This is a genomic window from Nonomuraea sp. LPB2021202275-12-8, from assembly GCF_037044575.1.
Taxonomy (GTDB): domain Bacteria; phylum Actinomycetota; class Actinomycetes; order Streptosporangiales; family Streptosporangiaceae; genus Nonomuraea.
Genome location: NZ_JBAHWD010000001.1, coordinates 135,544 through 154,630, shown reverse-complemented (window position 1 = coordinate 154,630; position 19,087 = coordinate 135,544). Strand labels below are relative to the sequence as shown.

18 protein-coding genes are annotated in these 19,087 nt (G+C 70.1%); 13 read left to right on the top strand and 5 right to left on the bottom strand.

The window, feature by feature from the left end; translation table 11 throughout:
• The first annotated feature begins 98 nt into the window (after positions 1-98).
• The 3 genes from V5E28_RS00755 to V5E28_RS00745 are packed head-to-tail and all read left to right on the top strand — an operon-like array spanning position 99 to position 2,052.
• Positions 99-683 (top strand): hemerythrin domain-containing protein, encoded by a 585-nt coding sequence (locus V5E28_RS00755; protein WP_336203931.1) that lies wholly within the window; start codon positions 99-101, stop codon positions 681-683.
• A 5-nt stretch (positions 684-688) separates the two neighbouring features.
• On the top strand, positions 689-1,207 hold the full coding sequence (locus V5E28_RS00750) for a DUF2243 domain-containing protein (RefSeq protein WP_336203929.1): 519 nt from the start codon (positions 689-691) through the stop codon (positions 1,205-1,207).
• Positions 1,207-2,052 (top strand): cytochrome c oxidase assembly protein, encoded by an 846-nt coding sequence (locus tag V5E28_RS00745; RefSeq protein WP_336204902.1) that lies wholly within the window; start codon positions 1,207-1,209, stop codon positions 2,050-2,052. Before V5E28_RS00750 ends, V5E28_RS00745 begins: the two co-directional genes overlap by 1 nt.
• A 120-nt stretch (positions 2,053-2,172) precedes the next feature.
• Here the strand turns inward: V5E28_RS00745 and V5E28_RS00740 are convergent, their stop codons facing one another.
• Positions 2,173-2,307, bottom strand: coding sequence for a hypothetical protein (locus tag V5E28_RS00740; protein ID WP_336203928.1), 135 nt, complete (start codon positions 2,305-2,307; stop codon positions 2,173-2,175).
• A 68-nt stretch (positions 2,308-2,375) separates the two neighbouring features.
• Here V5E28_RS00740 and V5E28_RS00735 point away from each other — a divergent pair, with 68 nt between their 5' ends.
• Positions 2,376-3,773 (top strand): MFS transporter, encoded by a 1,398-nt coding sequence (locus tag V5E28_RS00735; protein ID WP_336203926.1) that lies wholly within the window; start codon positions 2,376-2,378, stop codon positions 3,771-3,773.
• Entirely contained in the window at positions 3,770-4,600 is an 831-nt protein-coding gene (locus V5E28_RS00730; RefSeq protein WP_336203924.1) for a carbohydrate deacetylase, read from the top strand. The genes V5E28_RS00735 and V5E28_RS00730 overlap by 4 nt, the downstream gene beginning before the upstream one ends.
• A gap of 30 nt (positions 4,601-4,630) precedes the next feature.
• On the opposite strand, the gene V5E28_RS00725 is transcribed toward V5E28_RS00730, so the two are convergent.
• The 3 genes from V5E28_RS00725 to V5E28_RS00715 all read right to left on the bottom strand — a co-directional run bounded on the left by V5E28_RS00725 (position 4,631) and on the right by V5E28_RS00715 (position 8,257).
• Positions 4,631-5,086, bottom strand: a complete 456-nt coding sequence (locus V5E28_RS00725; RefSeq protein WP_336203923.1) for a pyridoxamine 5'-phosphate oxidase family protein — start codon at positions 5,084-5,086, stop codon at positions 4,631-4,633.
• 107 nt (positions 5,087-5,193) lie between these two features.
• Entirely contained in the window at positions 5,194-6,987 is a 1,794-nt protein-coding gene (locus V5E28_RS00720) for an endonuclease/exonuclease/phosphatase family protein (RefSeq protein WP_336203921.1), read from the bottom strand.
• Between the two features lie 103 nt (positions 6,988-7,090).
• Positions 7,091-8,257 (bottom strand): ROK family transcriptional regulator, encoded by a 1,167-nt coding sequence (locus tag V5E28_RS00715; RefSeq protein WP_336203919.1) that lies wholly within the window; start codon positions 8,255-8,257, stop codon positions 7,091-7,093.
• Positions 8,258-8,405: 148 nt separating this feature from the next.
• Here V5E28_RS00715 and V5E28_RS00710 point away from each other — a divergent pair, with 148 nt between their 5' ends.
• The 7 genes from V5E28_RS00710 (at position 8,406) to V5E28_RS00680 (ending at position 15,425) form a co-directional block, all read left to right on the top strand.
• Entirely contained in the window at positions 8,406-9,659 is a 1,254-nt protein-coding gene (locus V5E28_RS00710; protein WP_336203918.1) for a Gfo/Idh/MocA family protein, read from the top strand.
• Positions 9,656-11,260, top strand: a complete 1,605-nt coding sequence (locus V5E28_RS00705; RefSeq protein ID WP_336203916.1) for a beta-N-acetylhexosaminidase — start codon at positions 9,656-9,658, stop codon at positions 11,258-11,260. The genes V5E28_RS00710 and V5E28_RS00705 overlap by 4 nt, the downstream gene beginning before the upstream one ends.
• 19 nt (positions 11,261-11,279) lie before the next feature.
• Entirely contained in the window at positions 11,280-12,524 is a 1,245-nt protein-coding gene (locus V5E28_RS00700; RefSeq protein WP_336203914.1) for an ABC transporter substrate-binding protein, read from the top strand.
• Between the two features lie 3 nt (positions 12,525-12,527).
• On the top strand, positions 12,528-13,406 hold the full coding sequence (locus V5E28_RS00695; RefSeq protein WP_336203912.1) for a carbohydrate ABC transporter permease: 879 nt from the start codon (positions 12,528-12,530) through the stop codon (positions 13,404-13,406).
• Positions 13,399-14,214, top strand: coding sequence for a carbohydrate ABC transporter permease (locus V5E28_RS00690; RefSeq protein ID WP_336203910.1), 816 nt, complete (start codon positions 13,399-13,401; stop codon positions 14,212-14,214). The genes V5E28_RS00695 and V5E28_RS00690 overlap by 8 nt, the downstream gene beginning before the upstream one ends.
• Positions 14,215-14,289: 75 nt before the next feature.
• A complete protein-coding gene (locus tag V5E28_RS00685; RefSeq protein ID WP_336203908.1) occupies positions 14,290-14,745 on the top strand; it encodes a carbohydrate ABC transporter permease in 456 nt (151 codons plus the stop codon).
• A complete protein-coding gene (locus tag V5E28_RS00680; RefSeq protein ID WP_336203906.1) occupies positions 14,742-15,425 on the top strand; it encodes a carbohydrate ABC transporter permease in 684 nt (227 codons plus the stop codon). Before V5E28_RS00685 ends, V5E28_RS00680 begins: the two co-directional genes overlap by 4 nt.
• On the opposite strand, the gene V5E28_RS00675 is transcribed toward V5E28_RS00680, so the two are convergent.
• Positions 15,358-16,425 carry an alpha/beta hydrolase gene (locus V5E28_RS00675; protein ID WP_336203904.1) on the bottom strand — a complete coding sequence of 356 codons (1,068 nt, stop codon included), beginning with the start codon at positions 16,423-16,425 and terminating at the stop codon, positions 15,358-15,360. The genes V5E28_RS00680 and V5E28_RS00675 overlap by 68 nt on opposite strands.
• Positions 16,426-16,783: 358 nt before the next feature.
• Between V5E28_RS00675 and V5E28_RS00670 the strand changes: the two genes are divergently transcribed.
• Entirely contained in the window at positions 16,784-19,072 is a 2,289-nt protein-coding gene (locus V5E28_RS00670) for a polysaccharide lyase 8 family protein (protein WP_336203903.1), read from the top strand.
• Positions 19,073-19,087 lie beyond the last annotated feature (15 nt).

Below are 19,087 nucleotides of genomic sequence, written 5' to 3'. Positions count from 1 at the left end.
GGGTCCGGACTCGGTAAGGATCTCGGCCGGCCTTCACCGCCAAGGCGTATGCCCTTCCTCGGTGGGTAGGCCACGCCCGGACCTGAGGAGGAATCGCCATGACCGCTCAGAAGACGGCGCCGGAGAAGATGGATGAAACGGACGTCATCGACCTGCTGCTGGCCCAGCACGCGATGATCAGGGACCTGTTCGACGAGGTCGAGCAGGCACCGGCCGACAAGCGCGGAGAGGCGTTCAGCCGGCTGGTCCGGCTGCTGGCCGTGCATGAGACGGCCGAGGAGGAGATCGTCCATCCCTACGCCCGCCGCGCGATCGACGGTGGCGACGCTGTGGTGGAGGATCGGCTCGCCGAGGAGAACGAGGCCAAGGAACTGCTGATGCGGATGGACGAGGCCGGCCCTGAGGCCTCCGACTTCGCGCGGAACCTGGCGATGCTGCGCGCCGCGGTCGAGGCGCACGCGCGCAGCGAGGAGCGTTACGAGTTCACCCAGCTGCGCGGCCACACCAGCGAGGCCGAGCGACGCGGCATGGCCGCCGGGGTCAAGGCCGCCGAGGCGATGGCGCCCACGCACCCGCATCCGGGCACCGAGTCGGCCACGAAGAACCTGCTGGTCGGCACGCCGGTCGCGATGATGGACCGGGCCCGCGACGTGATCCGCCAGGCCATGGGCAAGAATCCCTGACCATCATGGCCACCCGAACGGGAATCGGGCTGCCGGGCACCATCCTGGGGGTCGGGCTGGGCGGTTTCGTCGACGGCATCCTGCTGCACCAGCTCCTGCAGTGGCACCACATGCTGAGCAGCACCGACACCGACAACGTCGGCGTGCGGTACTACCCGGTGGACACCCTGCCGGGGCTGCGGATGAACACGCTGTGGGACGGGCTGTTCCACACTTTCACCTGGCTGGCGGTGCTGATCGGGCTCGGCCTGCTCTACTCCCGTGTCACCGCCTCCCGCGGCCGGGTGTGGCGGTCGCGGACTCTCTGGGGCTGGATTCTCGTCGGCTGGGGCCTGTTCAACCTGGTGGAGGGCGTGATCGACCACCACCTGCTGGGCATCCACCACGTCCGCACGGGGCCTGACCAGCTCTGGTGGGACCTGGGCTTCCTGCTCCTGGGCGCGCTTCTCGTCGTCGGCGGATGGATCCTGCAGCGCACCGGCGGAGAGCTCGAACTGTGCCGGGCCGACGAGCAGGCGGCGTGATGGCCCACGACGGCCACGGGAGCGCGGCACCGGCCCTGCTGCTGATCGCCCTGGTCGCGGCCGGCTACCTGGCGCTGGCTGTGCGCCCGAGGTTCAGAAGGTGGAGCCGGTGGCGCGCGGCGGCGTTCCTGACTGGTCTCGCTCTGCTGGCGGCTGCCACGGCGGGACCGGTCGCCGCGCTGGCGGCGATCGACTTCCGCGGTCATATGCTGCAGCACCTGCTCATCGGCATGCTGGCGCCGCTGTTCCTGGTGCTCGGTGCGCCGATGACCTTGCTGCTGCGCTCGCTACCCGCCGCCCGCGCCCGCCGCCTCGGCGCGTTGCTACGCGGTCGTGCCGCGCATCTCCTCGCCAATCCGGTCACCGCGCTGGTGCTGAGTGTGGGCGGGATGGTGGTCCTGTACTGCACTCCGCTCTACCGGCACACCATGACGAACGGCTGGCTGCACGCGGCGGTCCACGCGCATTTCCTGTTCTCCGGCTACCTGTTCGCGTGGGTGATCGCCGGGCCGGACCCCGCGCCCCGCCGCCCGCCGGTGCCGGCACGCCTGGTGGTGCTGGGGGTGGCGATCGCGGTGCACGCCGGGCTGTCGCAGCTCATGTACGCCGGGATCGGGGTGGACGTGGCCGTGCCGGAGGACCAGCGGCGCGGCGCGGCCGAGATCATGTACTACGGCGGCGATCTCGCCGAGCTGCTGCTGGCCGTGGCCCTGGTGGCCGGCTGGCGGCCCGACAGAAGGGTGCGGCGGGGCCCCGGTCCTGACGGTCGCGCGCCTGTGGGCTCCACATGCCCTCAGCTGTCGGAACCAGGGGCTCACGTCCCTGGCGGTCGGACGCCAGGGTGAGGTTGCTCCCGGTATCGCGCCTTCGGGGCCGCGCTCCTGACATCCGTGCCTCGCGGAGGTCCTGCGCCGGCTGCGACTCCTCGTGCGTCGGCGGTCCCTGCCCTTCTGGGCGATCATGCCCTAGGCTGTCCAGCCATCGGCGTCGGCGTAGTCCGTTTTGCGGCCGAGCATGTTCTTGACGTGCCCGGGATCGCAGGCCGGCGTCACCGGAATGGACCGGCAGTCGACGTCCGGCGCGGCACGACTCCGCTTCACCCGCTGTTCTCCTTCGCGTGCGAAGGTAACGCCGCGCACGGCGTCGGCATCAGAAAGAAGGTGACCGCGTGTCCCAGCCCCCCATGGCCTCCGCCCCGGGGCGGACTCCCGCGTGGCGCTATGCCATCGGGATGTTCGGCACATCCATCCCGATCAACATGATCAAGGGATCGATGATCCTCTTCTACGTCGACATCCTCGGGCTCGACGTGCGCGCCTACGGCGTGGTCATGGTGATCTACGCGATCATCGACGCGATCGACAACCCGCTGCTCGGCCACCTCTCCGACCGCACCCGAAGCCGGTTCGGCCGGCGCCGGCCGTGGCTGCTCGTCGGCGCGCCGATGCTCGCGGCCTGCATGATCGCGTTCTTCTCCGCGCCGACCTCTCTGGAGGGCATCGGCCTGCTCATCTGGTTCGCGGTGTTCGCGATCCTGTGCGAGGCGTTCGACTCGATGCTCAACGCGAACTACGGCGCGCTGCTCCCCGAGCTGTACCCGCAGGAGCGCGACCGCGCCGTTGCCAACGGTCTGCGCCAGGGCTTCCAGCTCGTGGCGCTGGTGATCTCGCTCGCGGTCACCCCGCTGCTCACGACGAACGTGTTCGGCACCGAGGAGTCCACCCAAGGCTTCCAGATCACAGCGATCATCTATGGCGCGATCGCGCTCGTCGTGATCGTGTTCATGGCGCTCGGCGTGCGCGAGAGTCCGCGCTACTCCACGCGCGAGCGGCCGCGGCTGCTGCCCAGCGTCTGGTCGATCGTGCGCAACCGGATGTTCTGGACGGTCGGGCTCACCGGCGCCTGCTACGGGGTGGCCATGGCGCTCGTACTCTCGGGCATCCAGCTGTACGTCCGCTACTCGCTCGGGCTCCCGGTCGGGAACGCGCTCTACCTTCAGGGCATCGTCATCCTCGTCTCGGCGGGCGGCCTCGTGGTGTGGACGCGCGTCGTCGCACGCCGCGGCGCCCTGTGGACCTGGCGGCTCGCCTTCGCGATCCTCGCGGCCAGCTTCGCGGCCCTGTTCTTCGCCACCGACCTCCTCACCGCGATCGCCGCGGGGGTGCTCGTCGGGGCCGGGTGGTCGGGAATGCTCGCGACGAACGACCTCATCGTCGCGCGTGTGCTGGACGCCGACGCGGCGCGCAACGGTGAGCACCGCGAAGGACTCTTCCTGTCCGCGTTCGGCTTCTTCGGCCGGCTCAACGGGATCGTGACCGGACTCGCGCTCACCTCGCTGGGCGTGTTCTTCGGCTACAACTCGGGCGACGACCCCGGCGCCGACCCCGGGCTGGCGTTCCGGGTGTACTTATGCGTGTACCCGTTCGTGCTGACGACGATCGGCGCGATCGCGGCGCGACTCGTCTCGGTACCGATCGAGTCGCCGCCTGAGGCGGCCGAGCCGGTCGAGCCGGTCGAGCCGCCCCCTGGTCCCGTGGACGAGTCCGCCGTGGAGCGCCCCCGATGACCCGCCGCGTCGTGATCACGGCCGACGATCTCGGCCGGGAACCGGGGACGACGGAGGTCATCGTCGAGCTGCTCGCCGAGGGACATGTCACCGCGACGACGCTCATCTGCGTCTCGCCGGAGGCGGAGCAGGCCGCGAACCAGGTCTGGAAGCTCGGCGTCGTGCCGCGGCTGCACGTGACGCTCACGAGCGAGCGCGGGCTCCCGCGCTGGCGGCCCCTCGACGGCGCGGCGAGCCTCGTCGACCCGGACGGAGCGCTCAGCGACGATCCCATGGCTCTCGGAGCCCGCGGCGAGGCCCCGGATGTCATGCGGGAGGCGGACGCGCAGCTGCACTGGATGCGCGACCGGGGCCCGATGCCCGAGGCGGCCGACTCCCACGCCGGCACCCTCTACGGCCTGCACGGCAGATCGTGGCTCGCCGAGGCGCTTGAGTGGTGTGCCCGCCACGGCCTCGCCTTCCGGCTGCCCCGTGACCCGGAGCCGTACGTCGGCGGGCCGCTCCCGCCGCAGCTCGCGGCGGCGCACGAGCGCGCCGTCGCCCTCGCGGACGCCCTGGGCGTGTCCATCCCGCAGACGATCGCTACCAACCGGCGCACGGCGCACGAGCTCGGTGCCTACGAGCGACTCCGGGACGACTACCTCCGCCGGCTCGCGGCCCTCCCCGAGGGCACGAGCGAGTTGTTCCTGCACCCGTCCCGCGAGGACGCGGTCACGGGACCGGACGGCATCGTGCGCACCTGGGAGACGCGGCTCCTGCGTGACCCGGCGTGGCACAAGGCTCTGGAGAGCGAGGGCGTCGAGGTCGTCGGAGGCTGGTGGACCTGACCCATGAGCTGGTCCTACTGACCACCGAGGTCACTCGCGCTCGACCCTTCGCAGCCCGTGCGTGGGCGTCCACCACTCGACGACGAGCAACGTGGCCTCGCCGTTGAGGTGGGTGTGCACGACCTCGGCGATGTCGGCGTGAAAGCGGTCGCCGTCCGGTCTCTCGGTGATCGGTCCGGCGGCGATCGCCCGGCCGGAGATCTTCGCCTCGCCCGGCCACTGCGCCTCGGAGCCCTCGATCGGGTCGACCGTGGCGCTGTGCAGGGCGAAACGCGGATCCCGACGGAGATCCGCGCCCTTGCGCGCGTTCGGCATCGAGCCGAAGACCAGTTCGCCGTCCTCGAAGACCGTCTCGATCCCGGAGATCCGCGGCGACCCGTCGGCTCGCACGGTGGCGATCGTCTTGTGTCTGTGGGCGTCGAACAGCGCTCGCACGCGCCGCGCGAACTCCGGCTCCGCCTGTTCGACCTGCTGCCACGCCGTCATACGCCCATGATCGCACCGATGACCGCGCAGAGCACCCCCACGGTGGACGGTTCGACTGCCATCCGACGTGAGGCGTCGCCGGCCCCCGCAAGGGCCGGCGACGAGCATCATCGAGAGATCTCGTACGGGATGATCTCCGCGAGAGCGGAGGCCCCGCCCATGCCGTAGTCCACCCGCAGCCTCACGTATCTGGCCGAGACGCCCTTCATGTCGACGTCGTTCGGCGCCGTCATGCGCGGCCACTCGACCCGCTCGACGTCCCTGAACGCCGTCCCGTCGTCGCTCACCTGCACCACACCCTTGAGGACGGTGCCGTTCATGTCGTAGCGCAGTTTGGGCTGGAACCGGACCGCGGACAGCTCCCGGAGCCGCCCGAGGTCGACCGTGATGAAGTGCGGCTGCGGCGCGATCTCGGGGTAGTCGGAGTGGTAGTCGGTCGTGAGGTCGCCGTCGACCGCCCTGGCGGGGTCGCCGGCGCCGGGCTTGAAGGTGGTCGCCGTCGCGCTGAGCTCGGCCGGGGGGACCCGGGTGCCGGCCGGGGTAGGAGGCCAGACCCCGGGGGCGTTCTCGGGCTCATCGGTGACGATCGGCCGGTCGGGTCCCGTCCCCTTGCCGCGGATCACCACGTCGGTGACGACCGCGCCGTGATCGGAGTAGAACGGGTAGGGCTGGTCGAGTCCGCTGTCCCGGTGACGGGGGAGACGACGGTCGTCCGTGCGGGAGCCGAGCACGCGGACGTCCTCGCCGCGCGCGAAGACATAGTCGATGCGGGCGGGCGCCGAGCGGAAGCCGCTGAGCGTGCTCCAGGTGCGGCCGGGGTAGCGTCCGGCGTTGGGGTTGGCGTAGCGGAAGGTGTCGGTGAAGCCCGCGTCGGTGAACATCTTGGTGAGCGGCCACGGCAGCACCATGCCCGCATGCCCGCGCGCGTTCGCGAACTGCTCGGTCCAGTCCAGGTGCGACCAGGCGTTGAGGTCCCCGCCCATGAGCACCGGGGCGTCGTCATCGCCGATGAGGGACGGCAGCGCCTTGTCCAGGATGGCCTTGCCCATGGCGACGCGGCGGTAGTTGTCGTCGTCGAGGAGTTGCTGGTCGGTCTTCGTCCGGGGCATGCCGTAGAGGTTCTGCACGGCCGCCTCGTGGCCGTCCCAGTTGGCGGAGAGGTCGTGCCAGGTCCACATGCTGAACGCGTGGACGTGCCGGCCGTCCGGCAGGCCCAGCCGGGCGCCGCCGAGGTTGAACGAGGTGATGTCCGCGTCGGCGTAGCGCGGGTAGACCTTCTCGACCTTGAGCTTCGTGTACAGCCACAGGTTGTCGCCGTTGACGCTGTAGTCCTCCGGCTGGGTGAGCTGAACGCCGGAAAACCGCTTGTCCGCCGGCCGTCCGGCGTTCAGCCCGTCAAGAATCTTCGTGCCGGATCCGTACCCCTCGATCACGAACAGGACGTCCGGATCGACCTCGTTGAGGTACTCGATCATCTGCTGGAGGTTCTCGCCGGTCTTCTCCTGGCCGTTGATCGTGCCGCCGACGTAAAGGTTCCACGTCATCAGCCGGAGCGGCGTGCCCACCTGCTTCGACGGCAGGGACTTGACGGTGGCGTCGACCGTCACCTGATGCTCGGGCAGCAGGAAGGGACGGGTTCGGGCGCTCCCCGTACTGCTGTAGATGGTCTCCCGCGCCCACACCTGGTCACCGCTCCTGACGGTGGCGGTGAACTCCTCCACCCGGTTCGGGCTCGGCTTCCCGGTCCACACCACCGTGCAGGTACGACCGCCCCGGTCCGAGTCGCATTCCATCCGGTGCGAGGGCGACTGGGCCCCGAGTCCGGCAGCGATCGCGGGTGCCGGGACCAGTAGTCCGGCGAGGGCGAGAACGACGGCCAGAGGGGGAGCTGATCTACGCATGAGCTGACCTTTCACTGAAGGGCGCCGAGCGTGCGGTCGGCGGTGTGCGGGTGGTTCTGACGAGGCGGGACACCGCGGTGGGAAGGTGCGGCCGGAAGGGTTGTCAGGCGAGGCGCTGGGGGGCGGCGGGGCGGGAGATCGAGCCTTCCGGTGAGAAGAACCGCTCGTCCACGCGGTCCAGCGCCAGGCAGGCGGCGCCCAGGGCGACGCACTCCTCGCCGAGCGTCGAGGGCCTGATCTCGGGAACGCGCAGGCAGTGCGGTTCGAGCGCGCGGCGCAGCGCGGGCAGCAGGACGTCGGCCGAGCGGGAGAAGCCGCCGCCCAGCACGACCAGCTCGGGGTCCAGGGTGAGGACCATGGCGGCGGTGCCGAGCGCGAGGTGGTGGGCGTAGGCCTCGACGGCGGCCAGGGCGTCGGCGTCGCCACCGCGCGCGGCCCCGAAGACGAGCCCGGCGGCGGCGTCGGGCGCGGCGTCACCGGCCGCAGGGGAGGTCTCGAGGTAGCCCGCCATGGCGCGCCAGCCGGTGATCTCCATGAGGCCGACCTCCCCGGTGGCGCCGCTGAAGCCGTGGTGCAGCTGCCCGTTGATGATGAGCGCGGCGCCGGGCCGCCGCCCGACGTGCAGGTAGACCAGGTCGCGAACACCCGCCGCCACCCCGAGCCGCTGCTCGGCCAGGGCGGCGAGCTTGCTGTCGTTCTCGATGGTGATCGGGCACGGCAGGCGCTGCCCGATGTGGCCGAGCAGGTCGACGCCGGCCCAGTCCGGCAGCGCCTGGACCCGGGTGACCAGCCCCTCCCTGTCGACGACGCCGGTGCTCCCGGCGGCCACGCCCCACAGGTCGAGCGGGGTCAGCCCGGCGGCGACGAGCGCAGCCTCGACCGCCCTGCTCACCGCCTCCAGCCGGTCGTGCCGGGGGGTGCGCTGGTCCACGGCGATCCGCCCGCTCGCGACGGTACGGCCGGCGAGGTCGGTGACCATGGCCAGGACCTTGTTGACCCCTATGTCGATGCCGAGCACGTGCCCGGCGTCGGCGCGGAAGCGGTAGCGTTTGGCCGGCCTGCCCATGCCGCCCGTGGTCGGCTCGACCTCGGCGATCCAGCCGCGTTCGTGCAGGTCGGTGATGACGTCCACGATTGAGCCACGCGAGAGACCGGTCTCGGCGGCCAGCTCGGTGAGCGTCAGCGGGCCGCGGGCGCTCCGCAGGGCGCGGATGCTGCTGAGCGAGTTCAGCTGGCGCAGCCGCTGAAGATCCCCACCGCTGACCTGCACGGGATGACTCCTCACTATTGATGGACTCCTGATTATGTACGGCCGACCCTGCCGCCGCTAGTAGGACATTTCCGGAAAACAGGTCTTGACCGCAAGGCTTTGCCTATGAGTATCTATGGACTCCACAATAAGTCGGGGAGTTCATGCAATGACAGTGACCATCGCGGTCGTCGGGGCGGGAGCCCGCGGCCAGGTCTACGCCAGGGCGGCCACGGCCGGCGGCCGGGCGCGGGTCGTGGCCGTGGCCGACCCGGACCCGGAGCGGCGGGCCAGACTGGCGGCCGAGCACGGCCTGCCGGAGCAGGCATGCTTCACTGGATGGGCCGATCTCGCCGCCGAGCCGAAGCTGGCCGACGCCGTGGTCATCGCCACCCAGGACCGGCTGCACGTCGAGCCCGCCGTGGCCTTCGCCGACCTGGGTTACGCCATCCTGCTGGAGAAGCCGATGGCCCCCACCGAGCCGGAAGCCCGCAGGATCGTCGAGGCCGTCGAGCGCAACGGCGTCGTCTTCGCCGTCGGTCACGTGCTGCGCTACACCCCCTACACCAGGGCGCTCAAGGCGCTGCTGGGCAGCGGACGCCTGGGCACGATCTCCAGCGTCCAGCACCTGGAGCCGGTGGGCTGGTGGCACCAGGCGCACTCCTTCGTGCGGGGCGCCTGGCGCAACGCCGCCGAGTCGGGGCCGATGCTGCTGACCAAGTCCTGCCACGACATCGACTGGCTGCTGCACGTCATCGAGGACGAGCCGGTCAGCGTGGCCTCCTTCGGCTCGCTGACCCACTTCCGCCCGGAGAACCGGCCGGAGGGCGCGGGCGACCGCTGCGTCAGCTGCGCGGTCGAGGGAAGCTGCCCGTACTCCGCCAAGCGCCTCTACCTGGACTGCCTCGGCGACCCGGCCCAGGAGTTCTGGCCACTCGGCGCGGTCACCTCCGACGCCACGGCCGAAGGCGTCACGCACGCGCTGGAGACCGGCCCCTACGGGCGCTGCGTCTACGACTGCGACAACGACGTGGTGGACCAGCAGGTGGTGATGCTGGAGTTCAGGCGGGGCGCGACCGCGTCGTTCACGATGACCGCCTTCACCCCGTTGGAGCACCGCAAGACCAGGATCTTCGGCTCGCACGGCTTCGCCGAGGGCGACGGCCGGACGATCAGGGTCGTGGACTTCGCCCCCGGAGCCCCCGGAGCCGAGGAGACGATCGACACCGCGACGAGCGCGGGGGCGTCGCTGGCCGACGGCCACGGCGGCGGAGACCTGGGCCTCACCCTGGCCTTCCTCGACGCCGTCGAGGCCGGCGACCAGGCGCCGCTCGGCGCGGACGCGGCCGCCGCGCTGGCCGGGCACCTCGTCGTGTGGGCCGCCGAGCGGGCCCGCGAGACCCGGACGGTGCTGGCCCTGTGACGACGATCCCGCTTCCCGCCGGCCTCGTCCCGGGCGAAGGGCAGTTCACCTTCACCTCCGGCACCCCGCTGACCGCCGACCCGGCGCTGTCCAGAGCCGCGGCCTGGCTGCGCGGGACCCTACTCCCGGCCACCGGCCTGCAGCTGCCGGAGGGCACCGGCGGGGTCGAGATCCGCCGCGTCGAAGGGCTCGGCCCGGAGGAGTACCGCCTCACCGCCACGGCCGACTCCGTGCTGATCGAGGCCACCGGGCCGGCCGGCGCCTTCTACGGGGCCCAGACGTTACGCCAGCTCCTGGACCCGGCGGCGTTCCGTGCGGGCCGTACGGGGGAGCGGGTGTGGAGCGTCCCGGCGGTGCGCGTGGCCGACGCGCCCAGGTACGGCTGGCGAGGCTGCCTCATCGACGTGGCCAGGCACTTCCTGCCGAAGAACGACCTGTTGCGGTACATCGACCTGCTGGCCGCGCACAAGCTCAACGTCCTGCACCTGCACCTGACCGACGACCAGGGCTGGCGGCTGGAGATCAGGAAGTACCCGAGGCTCACCGAGGTCGGCGCGTGGCGGCGCGAGTCGCCGGTGGGCTCTATCGTGCACCGGACGTTCGACGGCCGCCCGCACGGCGGCTACTACACCCAGGACGACATCAGGGAGATCGTCGCCTACGCGGCCGACCGGTTCGTCACGGTCGTCCCCGAGGTGGACCTGCCCGGTCACACCCAGGCCGCCATCGCCGCCTATCCGGAGCTGGGCAATCTCGCCACCCCGCTGGACGTGCGCACCGAGTGGGGCGTGGGCCAGAACGTGCTCAACGTCTCCGACGAGACCATCGCCTTCTTCACCGACGTCCTGGACGAGGTGCTCGAACTCTTCCCCGGCGAGTACGTCTGCGTCGGCGGTGACGAGGTGCCCAAGACGCAGTGGAACGAGAGCGTCCCGGCCAAGGAGCGCATCCGCGAGCTGGGCCTGCGTGACGCCGACGAGCTGCAGACCTGGTTCATGCGGCACTTCACCGATTACCTGCTGGCCCGCGGGCGCAGGCCGCTCGCCTGGGACGAGCTCATGGAGGGCGGCCTGCCGGAGGGTGTCACCGTCGCCGCCTGGCGGGGCGGGAAGTGCGCCGCGCTGGCCGCGAGGTCAGGGCACGAGGTGGTGGTCTCGCCGTTCGCCGAGACCTACCTGGACTTCCGCCAGGCCGAAGGTGGCGGCGAGCCGGTGCCGATCGGCAGCGTGACCTCGCTGAACGCGGTGCACGCCTTCGACCCCGTCCCCGGCGGCCTCACCGAGGAGGAGCGCGGCCGAGTGCTCGGCGCGCAGGCGGCGCTGTGGACCGAGCACATCGACTCGCCCCGGCTCCTCGACTACATGGCCTTCCCCCGCCTGGCCGCTTTCGCCGAGGCGGTCTGGAGCGGCGAGCGCGACTTCGAGGACTTCCTCGGGCGGCTCGCCGTACACGAAAAGCGGCTCGACGCGCTGGGCGTGGAGTATCGCCCAGCCGCCGGCCCGCACCCCTGGCAGCGCCGCCCCGACGCGCCCGGCAATCCCCGGAGCAGGGCCGAGATCGACGGCAAGCTCGCCGCCTGGACCGCGAACCTGCGGTTCTGACACCCCCTTGGAGACACCCATGCGTATTCGACTTCCTCTGGCCGGGCTGCTCGGCCTCGCCGTCCTTGCCGCAGGCTGCGGCTCCTCCGGCGAGCCCGCCGCCTCCGGCAAGGTCACCATCAGCTACGCCATCTGGGACAAGAACGACCAGGCCAGCGCCGAGAAGATCATCGGCGAGTTCCAGAGGGCCTATCCGAACGTCACGGTCAAGCTGCAGATCACCCCGTGGGACCAGTACTGGACGAAGCTCCAGACGGTCGCGTCCGGAGGCGAGGCCCCCGACGTCTTCTGGATGAACAGCCTCAACGTCCGCATGTACGCCAAGGGCGGCATCATCGCCCCGCTTGACGAGTCCAAGGTCGCCGGTCTGCCCGAGGCGGTCGTCGACGGCTACCGCCATGACGGCAAGCTGTACGGCCTGCCGTTCAGCGTGAGCATCCCGGCGCTCTGGTACGACAAGAAGATCTTCGACGCGGCCGGCGTGAAGTACCCGACCGCCGACTGGACCTGGGACGACGTCAAGGCCGCCGCCAAGAAGCTGACCGACCCGGCCAAGAAGCAGTTCGGCATCCTCGCCCCGATGCTGGACCAGGTCGGCTTCTACAACACGATGATCCAGGCCGGCGGCCATGTGATCTCGGCGGACGGCAGGAAGAGCGGCTTCGACGAGCCCGGCTCCATCCAGGGCCTGGAGTTCTGGACCGGCCTGATCAAGGACGAGGTCGCGCCCGTCGCGGAGGTCTACGCCGACACCGACATCATCCAGCTCTTCCAGTCCGGCAAGTTCGGCATGCAGTACGGCGGCGTCTGGTTCGCCTCCACCTACTGGGCCAACTCCGAGGCCCGTGAGCGGATCGACGTGGCTCCGCTGCCCAAGGGGCCCGCGCAGGAGGCCGCCATCCTGCTCGGCCTGGCCAACGCCGTCTCGGCCAGGAGCGAGCACCCTGAGGAGTCGGCGGCGTTCGCCGAGTTCGTCACCTCCGCGGAGGCCCAGAAGATCATCAGTGACAGCGGGGGCGGTGCCCTCTCGCTCCGCCCGGACACACAGGAAGGCTGGTACAAGGCCTTCCCCTCCTTCCACCTGAAGGAGACGGTCGACGCTTCCCTGCCGCACGGCGTGCCGTACCCGGTGTCGATGAACACCGCGCAGTGGCAGGACGTGCAGAACAAGCTGCTCGTCGACGCCTGGTCGGGCAAGCGGCCGGTGGCCGACGCCGCCAAGGAGATCGCCACGCAGATGAACGAGATCCTGGCCAAGGAGTAACTGATGCACTCCAAGCGCGAGTGGGCGTGGGGCTACCTGCTCATCACCCCGATGGCGCTGGGGCTGGCCGTCTTCTACCTGTGGCCCATCGCCCAGACCCTGTACCTCAGCTTCACCGAGTCGGGCGTCTTCGGCGGGCAGACCTGGGTGGGGACGGCCAACTTCACCGACCTGTTCGGTGACGAGGAGATGATCGGCGCGCTCGGCAACACCCTGCTCTACGCGGTGCTGGTGCTGGTGGGCGTGCCGCTGTCCATCGCCATCGCGGCCCTGCTCAACGTGCCGGGGCTGCGCGGACTGAGCGTCTACCGGACGCTGTACTTCCTCCCCGTCGTCACCATGCCCGCGGCGGTGGGCTTGACCTGGCGCTACCTGTTCAACGGCGAATTCGGCGCGATCAATTTCCTCCTCGGGAAGCTGGGGATCGACGGGCCGTACTGGGTGGGCGATCCCGACGTCGTCATCTACGCGATCGCCGTCGTCGGGATCTGGAGCTCGATCGGCTACAACGCCGTGCTGTTCCTGGCGGGGCTGCAGGGCATTCCTCGCCAGTACTACGAGGCGGCCTCGATGGACGGCGCCGGGCGGCTGCGGCAGTTCTTCCGCATCACGCTCCCGCTGCTCACACCGACCACGTTCTTCGTCATGGTGATCACGATGATCAACGCGTTGCAGGTCTTCGACCTGGTCTATCTCATGGTCGACCGAAACAGTCCGGCGTTGAGCGGCAGCCGCACGATCGTCTACCTCTTCTACGAGACGGGCTTCGTGCAGAACCAGCGAGGGCTCGCCGCGGCGATCGCGGTGCTGCTGCTCGGGCTGATCTTCGTGCTGACCGCGATCCAGTTCAGACTGCAGAAGAAGTGGGTGCACTATGAGTAGGCCCAGGACATGGCCGGCCCACGTGGTGCTGGCCGCGGGCGCGCTGGTGATGCTCGCGCCCTTCGCCTGGCAGATCGTCGTCTCGCTGCAGACGTTGCCCGACTCCCTGCGGATGCCGCCGAAGTTCACGCCCTCGTGGCAGTGGTCGAACTTCGTCGACATCTTCCGCTCGGTGCCGCTGGCCAGGCAGTTCCTCAACACGGTCGTGGTCACCGCGGCGGTCACCGCCGGGCAGCTGCTGCTGTGCTCGCTCGCCGCCTTCGCCTTCGCCCGGCTGCGCTTTCCCGGCAGGGGCGCCATCTTCATGGTCTTCCTGGCCATGCTCATGGTCCCCGGTGAGCTGTTCATCATCCCGCGCTACGAGATCATGGCGGGGCTCGGCTGGCTCAACACGCTGCAGGCACTGATCGCGCCCGGCGTCTTCGGGGCCTTCGGCACGTTCCTGCTCAGGCAGTTCTTCCTCACCCTGCCCAAGGAGCTGGACGAGGCCGCGCGGCTCGACGGGGCCAACCCCTGGCAGATCTACTGGCACATCATGCTGCCGCTGGTCAGGCCGGGCCTGCTGGCGCTCGGGCTGCTGACCGTCATGTGGTCGTGGAGCAGCCTGCTCTGGCCGCTGGTGGTCAACACCGACCCGGAGATGATGACGCTCTCCGCCGGGCTCGCCTCGCTGCGCGGGCAGTTCCTGACCAACTACCCGATCCTGTTCGCCGGGTCGATCGTGGCCACGCTGCCCGTGATCGCTCTCTTCGTGGTCATGCAACGGCAGCTCATCGCCGGCATCGCCTTCACCGGCTCGAAGGGCTGACCGCTCGCCCCCCACGTGATCGGGATCGCCCCCTCCCACATCGAGATTCGCGCTCCGCACGCATCTCCTCCATCCGTGTGCCGCTGGTGCCGCACCTGGCCGGATCTGGCCCTGATCTCGATCTCGATCACCACGATCTGGATGACGCTCGGCTACAACGTCCTCGTGCTCTCCGCAGGGGTCGGCGCGATTCCCGCCGAAGTGGTGGAGGCCGCCAGGCTCGACGGCGCGACCGGGTGGCGGCTGCACAGCCGGATCACCATCCCCATGCTGTCCCCGCAGCTCTTCTTCCTCATCGTGATCTCCACGATCCACGCGCTGCAGAGCTTCGGGCAGATCCACATCCTCACCAAGGGCGGTCTCGACGGGGCCACCTCCACGCTCGTCTATTGGATCTACGAGAAGGCCTTCAGCTACGGATCCTCGGACTTCGGTACGGCCAGCGCCGCGGCGATCGTCCTCCTGGTGATCGTGCTGGTCTGCACGGGCATTCAGTTCGGTGTGCTGGAAAGGAAAGTTCACTACCGATGAGCAACTCCTCTTCAGTCACGAGCAAGATCATTGTCTATCTCGTGCTCATCGTGTGCGCCCTTCCGGTGGTCTTCCCGCTCTACTACGCCTTCGTCGGCGGCATCATGACGCCGGGCGATCTGTCCAGCTATCCGCCGAAGCTCGTGCCGACGGCGATCGACCTGGGCAACTTCTCCTCGGCGCTCGAGACGATCCCGCTGGCCAGGCAGTACCTCAACTCGGCGATCCAGACCGGCATCGTCACCCTCTGCCAGCTCCTGTCGAGCGTCCTGGCCGCCTACGCGTTCGCGTTCCTGCGGATGTGGGCCAAGACGGTTATGTTCGCGCTATTCATGGTGACGCTCATGGTGCCGTGGGAAGCGATCATCCTGCCCAACTACCTGCTGATCTCGGACCTGGGCCTGACCAAGGGGCCGCTCACCTATCTCGGGCTCACCCTGCCCTTCCTGGCCCACGCCTTCGGCACGTTCCTGCTGCGGCAGTCGTTCCTGCAGTTCCCGACCGAGGTGCGCGATGCCGCGGTGATGGACGGATGCGGCCATCTGCGGTTCCTGTGGCGGATCCTTCTCCCGCTGTCGAAACCGGCCATCGCCGCAGTCGGCGTCTACGTGTTCATGACCACGGGAGGGTCTCCACGTCGGTCGGCCGCACCTTCTGGTACTCGAGGTTGTCGGGGCTGATCGGCCACGCCTTGGTGAGGCCTCCGCCGGCCCACAGCAGGTCCGCGCCGGCGTTGCCGAGGATCGAGCCCGGGTCGCCGCCCGCGGCGTAGTAGCGGTCGACCGGTCCCGCGTCGATCATGGTGGCCGAGGCGGACTCTCCCCAGACGAAGGAGGTCGGGAAGAACAGGTCGGCCAGCACCGAGACGGCCCAGAACCCGCTCGGGTCGCCGTCGGCCGCCGCCAGCCAGGCGTCGAGCATCGCCGGTGCGTTGAGAGGCGCGGCGGCTTCCGTGGAGTTGACCAGCCCGAGCAGCGTCGCGGCGCGGACGTTGCCGTTCTTGATGGGCAGGAATCCCCAGCGGTCCGGCAGGTGGGCCGCGGTGGCCTTCAGGGAGGCCGCGAGGTCGCCGGTGCGTGCGGCGCACCCGCCGTCCTGGGCACACAGCTCGGCGTAGTGGGAGAGCTGGTCGTCGGTGATCCCGGGATCCCACAGGAAGTGGCCCGGCGGGTTCACGCCGATCATCACCGAGCGGTGGATCGACCCGGGATGACGCCAGGCGTAGATCATCGCTATGCGGGTTCCCGCGCTCGTGCTGATCAGGTTGATCCGCTGGTAGCCGAGGGCCGCGCGTGCCGTCTCCAGATCCTCGACGCGCTGGGGCAGTGAGTAGCCGTCGAGGTCGACGCCGTCCCCGGTCAGCCGCCTGGAGCAGCTGGTGTACGCCCGGGACACGCGGCGCGACGACTCCGGTCCGGCGAGGTCGGCCGAGTGCCGCAGCGCCGAGGTCACCTCGGGGCAGTCGAGGACCGTCGACCCGTCGATGCCCCGGTACCCCACCAGGACGACGTCGTGCCGCTCGGTCAGGCGGCTCGCTTCCTTGAAGGACATGTTCGACGCGCCGGGGCCGCCGCCGAGCCGGAAGATCGGCTCGGCCGGGTTGCGGCCGGTGGCCCGGATGCGGGTCACCGACAGCGCGATCAGGCGGGAGCCGGGAACGCGGTGGTTCTCCGGGACCACCAGCGTGCCACAGTCGGCGGGGAGGGCTCCGGCTTCGGTGTCGGCCCTCGAAGACCAGCGCCACGCCTACGTGCTCGGTATCGAGTCTGGAAGGGGCAGACCCCCGGCGCATGGAGGCCACCCGGTGTATCCGGGGGAGGGACCACCCCCCGAACCCGTGCTGTCGCCAGGTCGCGGGTACAGCCTTTCGGTCCCATGGGGAGGCGGTACGAAGGGGCCGAGCACGGCATGATGATCACTCGTGCTGTTCGCCGGGACCGGGCCTTTCTCGCCGCCGACTCACCGTCGCAATAGTCCCCCCCACCCGGCGACATATGATCCTTTTATCTGCTGTTTGCCCGATTGTCGGAAGGCTTCCATGACCCACCCCCTCGGTCGGCGGTCCGCCCTGCTGGGCACCGCGGCCGCGGCCGGACTCGCCCTGTGGGACAGACCGGCCGAGGCGATCGGCACCGCCGCGTTCGACGCCGCGCGTGAGCGGTGGGCGAGCCTGCTGACCGGCGGGTCGTACAACGCCGCCTCCACCGACAAGACGCAGGCGATCGAGGGCTCGGCCAACGCGGTGCTGCGCAAGCTGAAGCCCGCCCCCGGCCGTCCGAGCCTGTGGCCCGACCTGCCGCTTGAGGATCCACGGACGGGCAACTTCAACCGCGCCTACAACCGCATGCGCACACTGGCGCTTGGCTGGGCCACGCCCGGCACCGCCATGCACCGGGACGGGCAGGTCGCCGAGACCGCGGTCAGGGCGCTGGACTTCCTGTACGAGCACGCCTACCACGAGGGGCTCGACCGGCGAGACAGCAACTGGTTCTGGTGGGAGATCGGCGTCCCCCGCTCGCTGACCGACACCTGCGCCCTGCTGTACGACGGCCTGCCCAAGGACCGCCTCGAGCGCTGGCTGCGCCCAGTGCGCCGCTGGTGCCCCACCCCAGAGCGGCGCGTCAGCCACCCCGGCGTCGTCGAGACCGGCGCCAACCGGGCGGGCAAGGCCATGGCGGTGGCGATGCGCGGAGTGCTCACCCACGACGCCCGCCTCGTCAAGCGGGCCAGGGAAGCGGTCTCCGACCTGCTGCGGCCGACCGGGGGCCCGGGCGACGGCTTCTACCGTGACGGGTCGTTCATCCAGCACGACGTGTACCCCTACACCGGCAGCTACGGCGTGGACTATCTGGAAAGCGTGGCCAAGCTGATCGCCATGCTCGCGCGGTCACCATGGGAGATCACTCGAATCGGGAACGTCTACGACCTCGTGGATCGCTCGTTCACACCGTTCATCTTCGACGGGCTGATCATGGACTGCGTACGCGGCCGGCAGATCTCGGTACAGGGGCACCGTGACTACCACTCGGGGCAGAAGGCGGTCGAGGCCATCCTCACCCTGCTGGAGGCGGCACCCGAGCGCTATGCCCAGCGCTGGCGACCGCTGGTGAAGGGCTGGCTCACCCGCAACGAGGCCATCCCCTACGACACGCTCGCACCGCTGGCGAGCATCGCGAGGGCCAACGCCCTGCTGGAGGACCCGTCGGTGCCGGTCGGCCCGCGCACGACGGGCACGTACGTCTTCGCCGACATGGACCGGGTCGTGCACCGCCGTCCCACCTGGGCCTACGCGATCGCGATGAGTTCGGAGCGCATCGGCGCGGTTGAGGCCATGAACCGGGAGAACCTCCACGGCTGGTACACCGGCGACGGCATGACCTACCTCTACACCGGCGACCTCACCCACTGGAACGATGACCTGTGGCCCACGATCGACCCGTACCGGCTGCCGGGCACGACGGTCGACACCCGCAGACGCGCCGATCTCCCGCACGGCAAGCGTCGCCTGCCACCCACCCCGTGGGCGGGCGGCGTGGCACTCGACGGCGAGTACGGCGTGGCGGCCATGAAGCTGATCGCCGACGGCTCCTCGCTGCGGGCCAAGAAGGCGTGGTTCCTGCTCGATGACGCGGTGATCGCTCTCGGCACCGGCATCGCCGCCTCCGATGGCCGCCACATCGAGACCATCGTGGAGAACCGCAACACCCACGACCGGCATCCGCCGCTGACCCGGGGCGACGGCTGGGTCCACCTGTCCGGTGTGGCCGGTTACGCGATGCTGGACGATGTCGACGTGAAGGTGATCCGCAAGAAACGCACCGGCCGCTGGCGCGACATCGACAAGGGTGCCACCACCGGAGGCGACAAGGCCTCCGTCACCAGGCACTACACGACGATCCTCATCGACCACGGCGTCGATCCGCGCAAGGCGCGCTACGCCTATGCCGTACTGCCCGACGCCTCCATCGCGCAGACGGCGGCCTACGACGGGCGGATCGAGATCCTCGCCAACTCCGGAGCGGTGCAGGCCATTGCCCGCGATGGCGTGCTCGCCGCCGTCTTCTGGCGCGCGGGGACCGTCGAGACCGCGGATGGGCGGCTCGCCGCCGACGGCCCGTGCACGCTGCTGATCCGGCGCGACAGCACGCTGGTACGGCTCGCGGTCTCCGACCCGTCCAGGACCGCCGACGAGGTGAAGATCACGCTGCCCTGGGCGGTGAAATCGGTCAAGGAAAGCGACCGCAGCGTGCGCAGGGCCAAGAGCGCGGTCAAGGTGGAAGTCGGTGGCAGCCGCGGGCACGCCCACACCGCGGTGGTACGCATCTGAACCTTCGAGGCACGC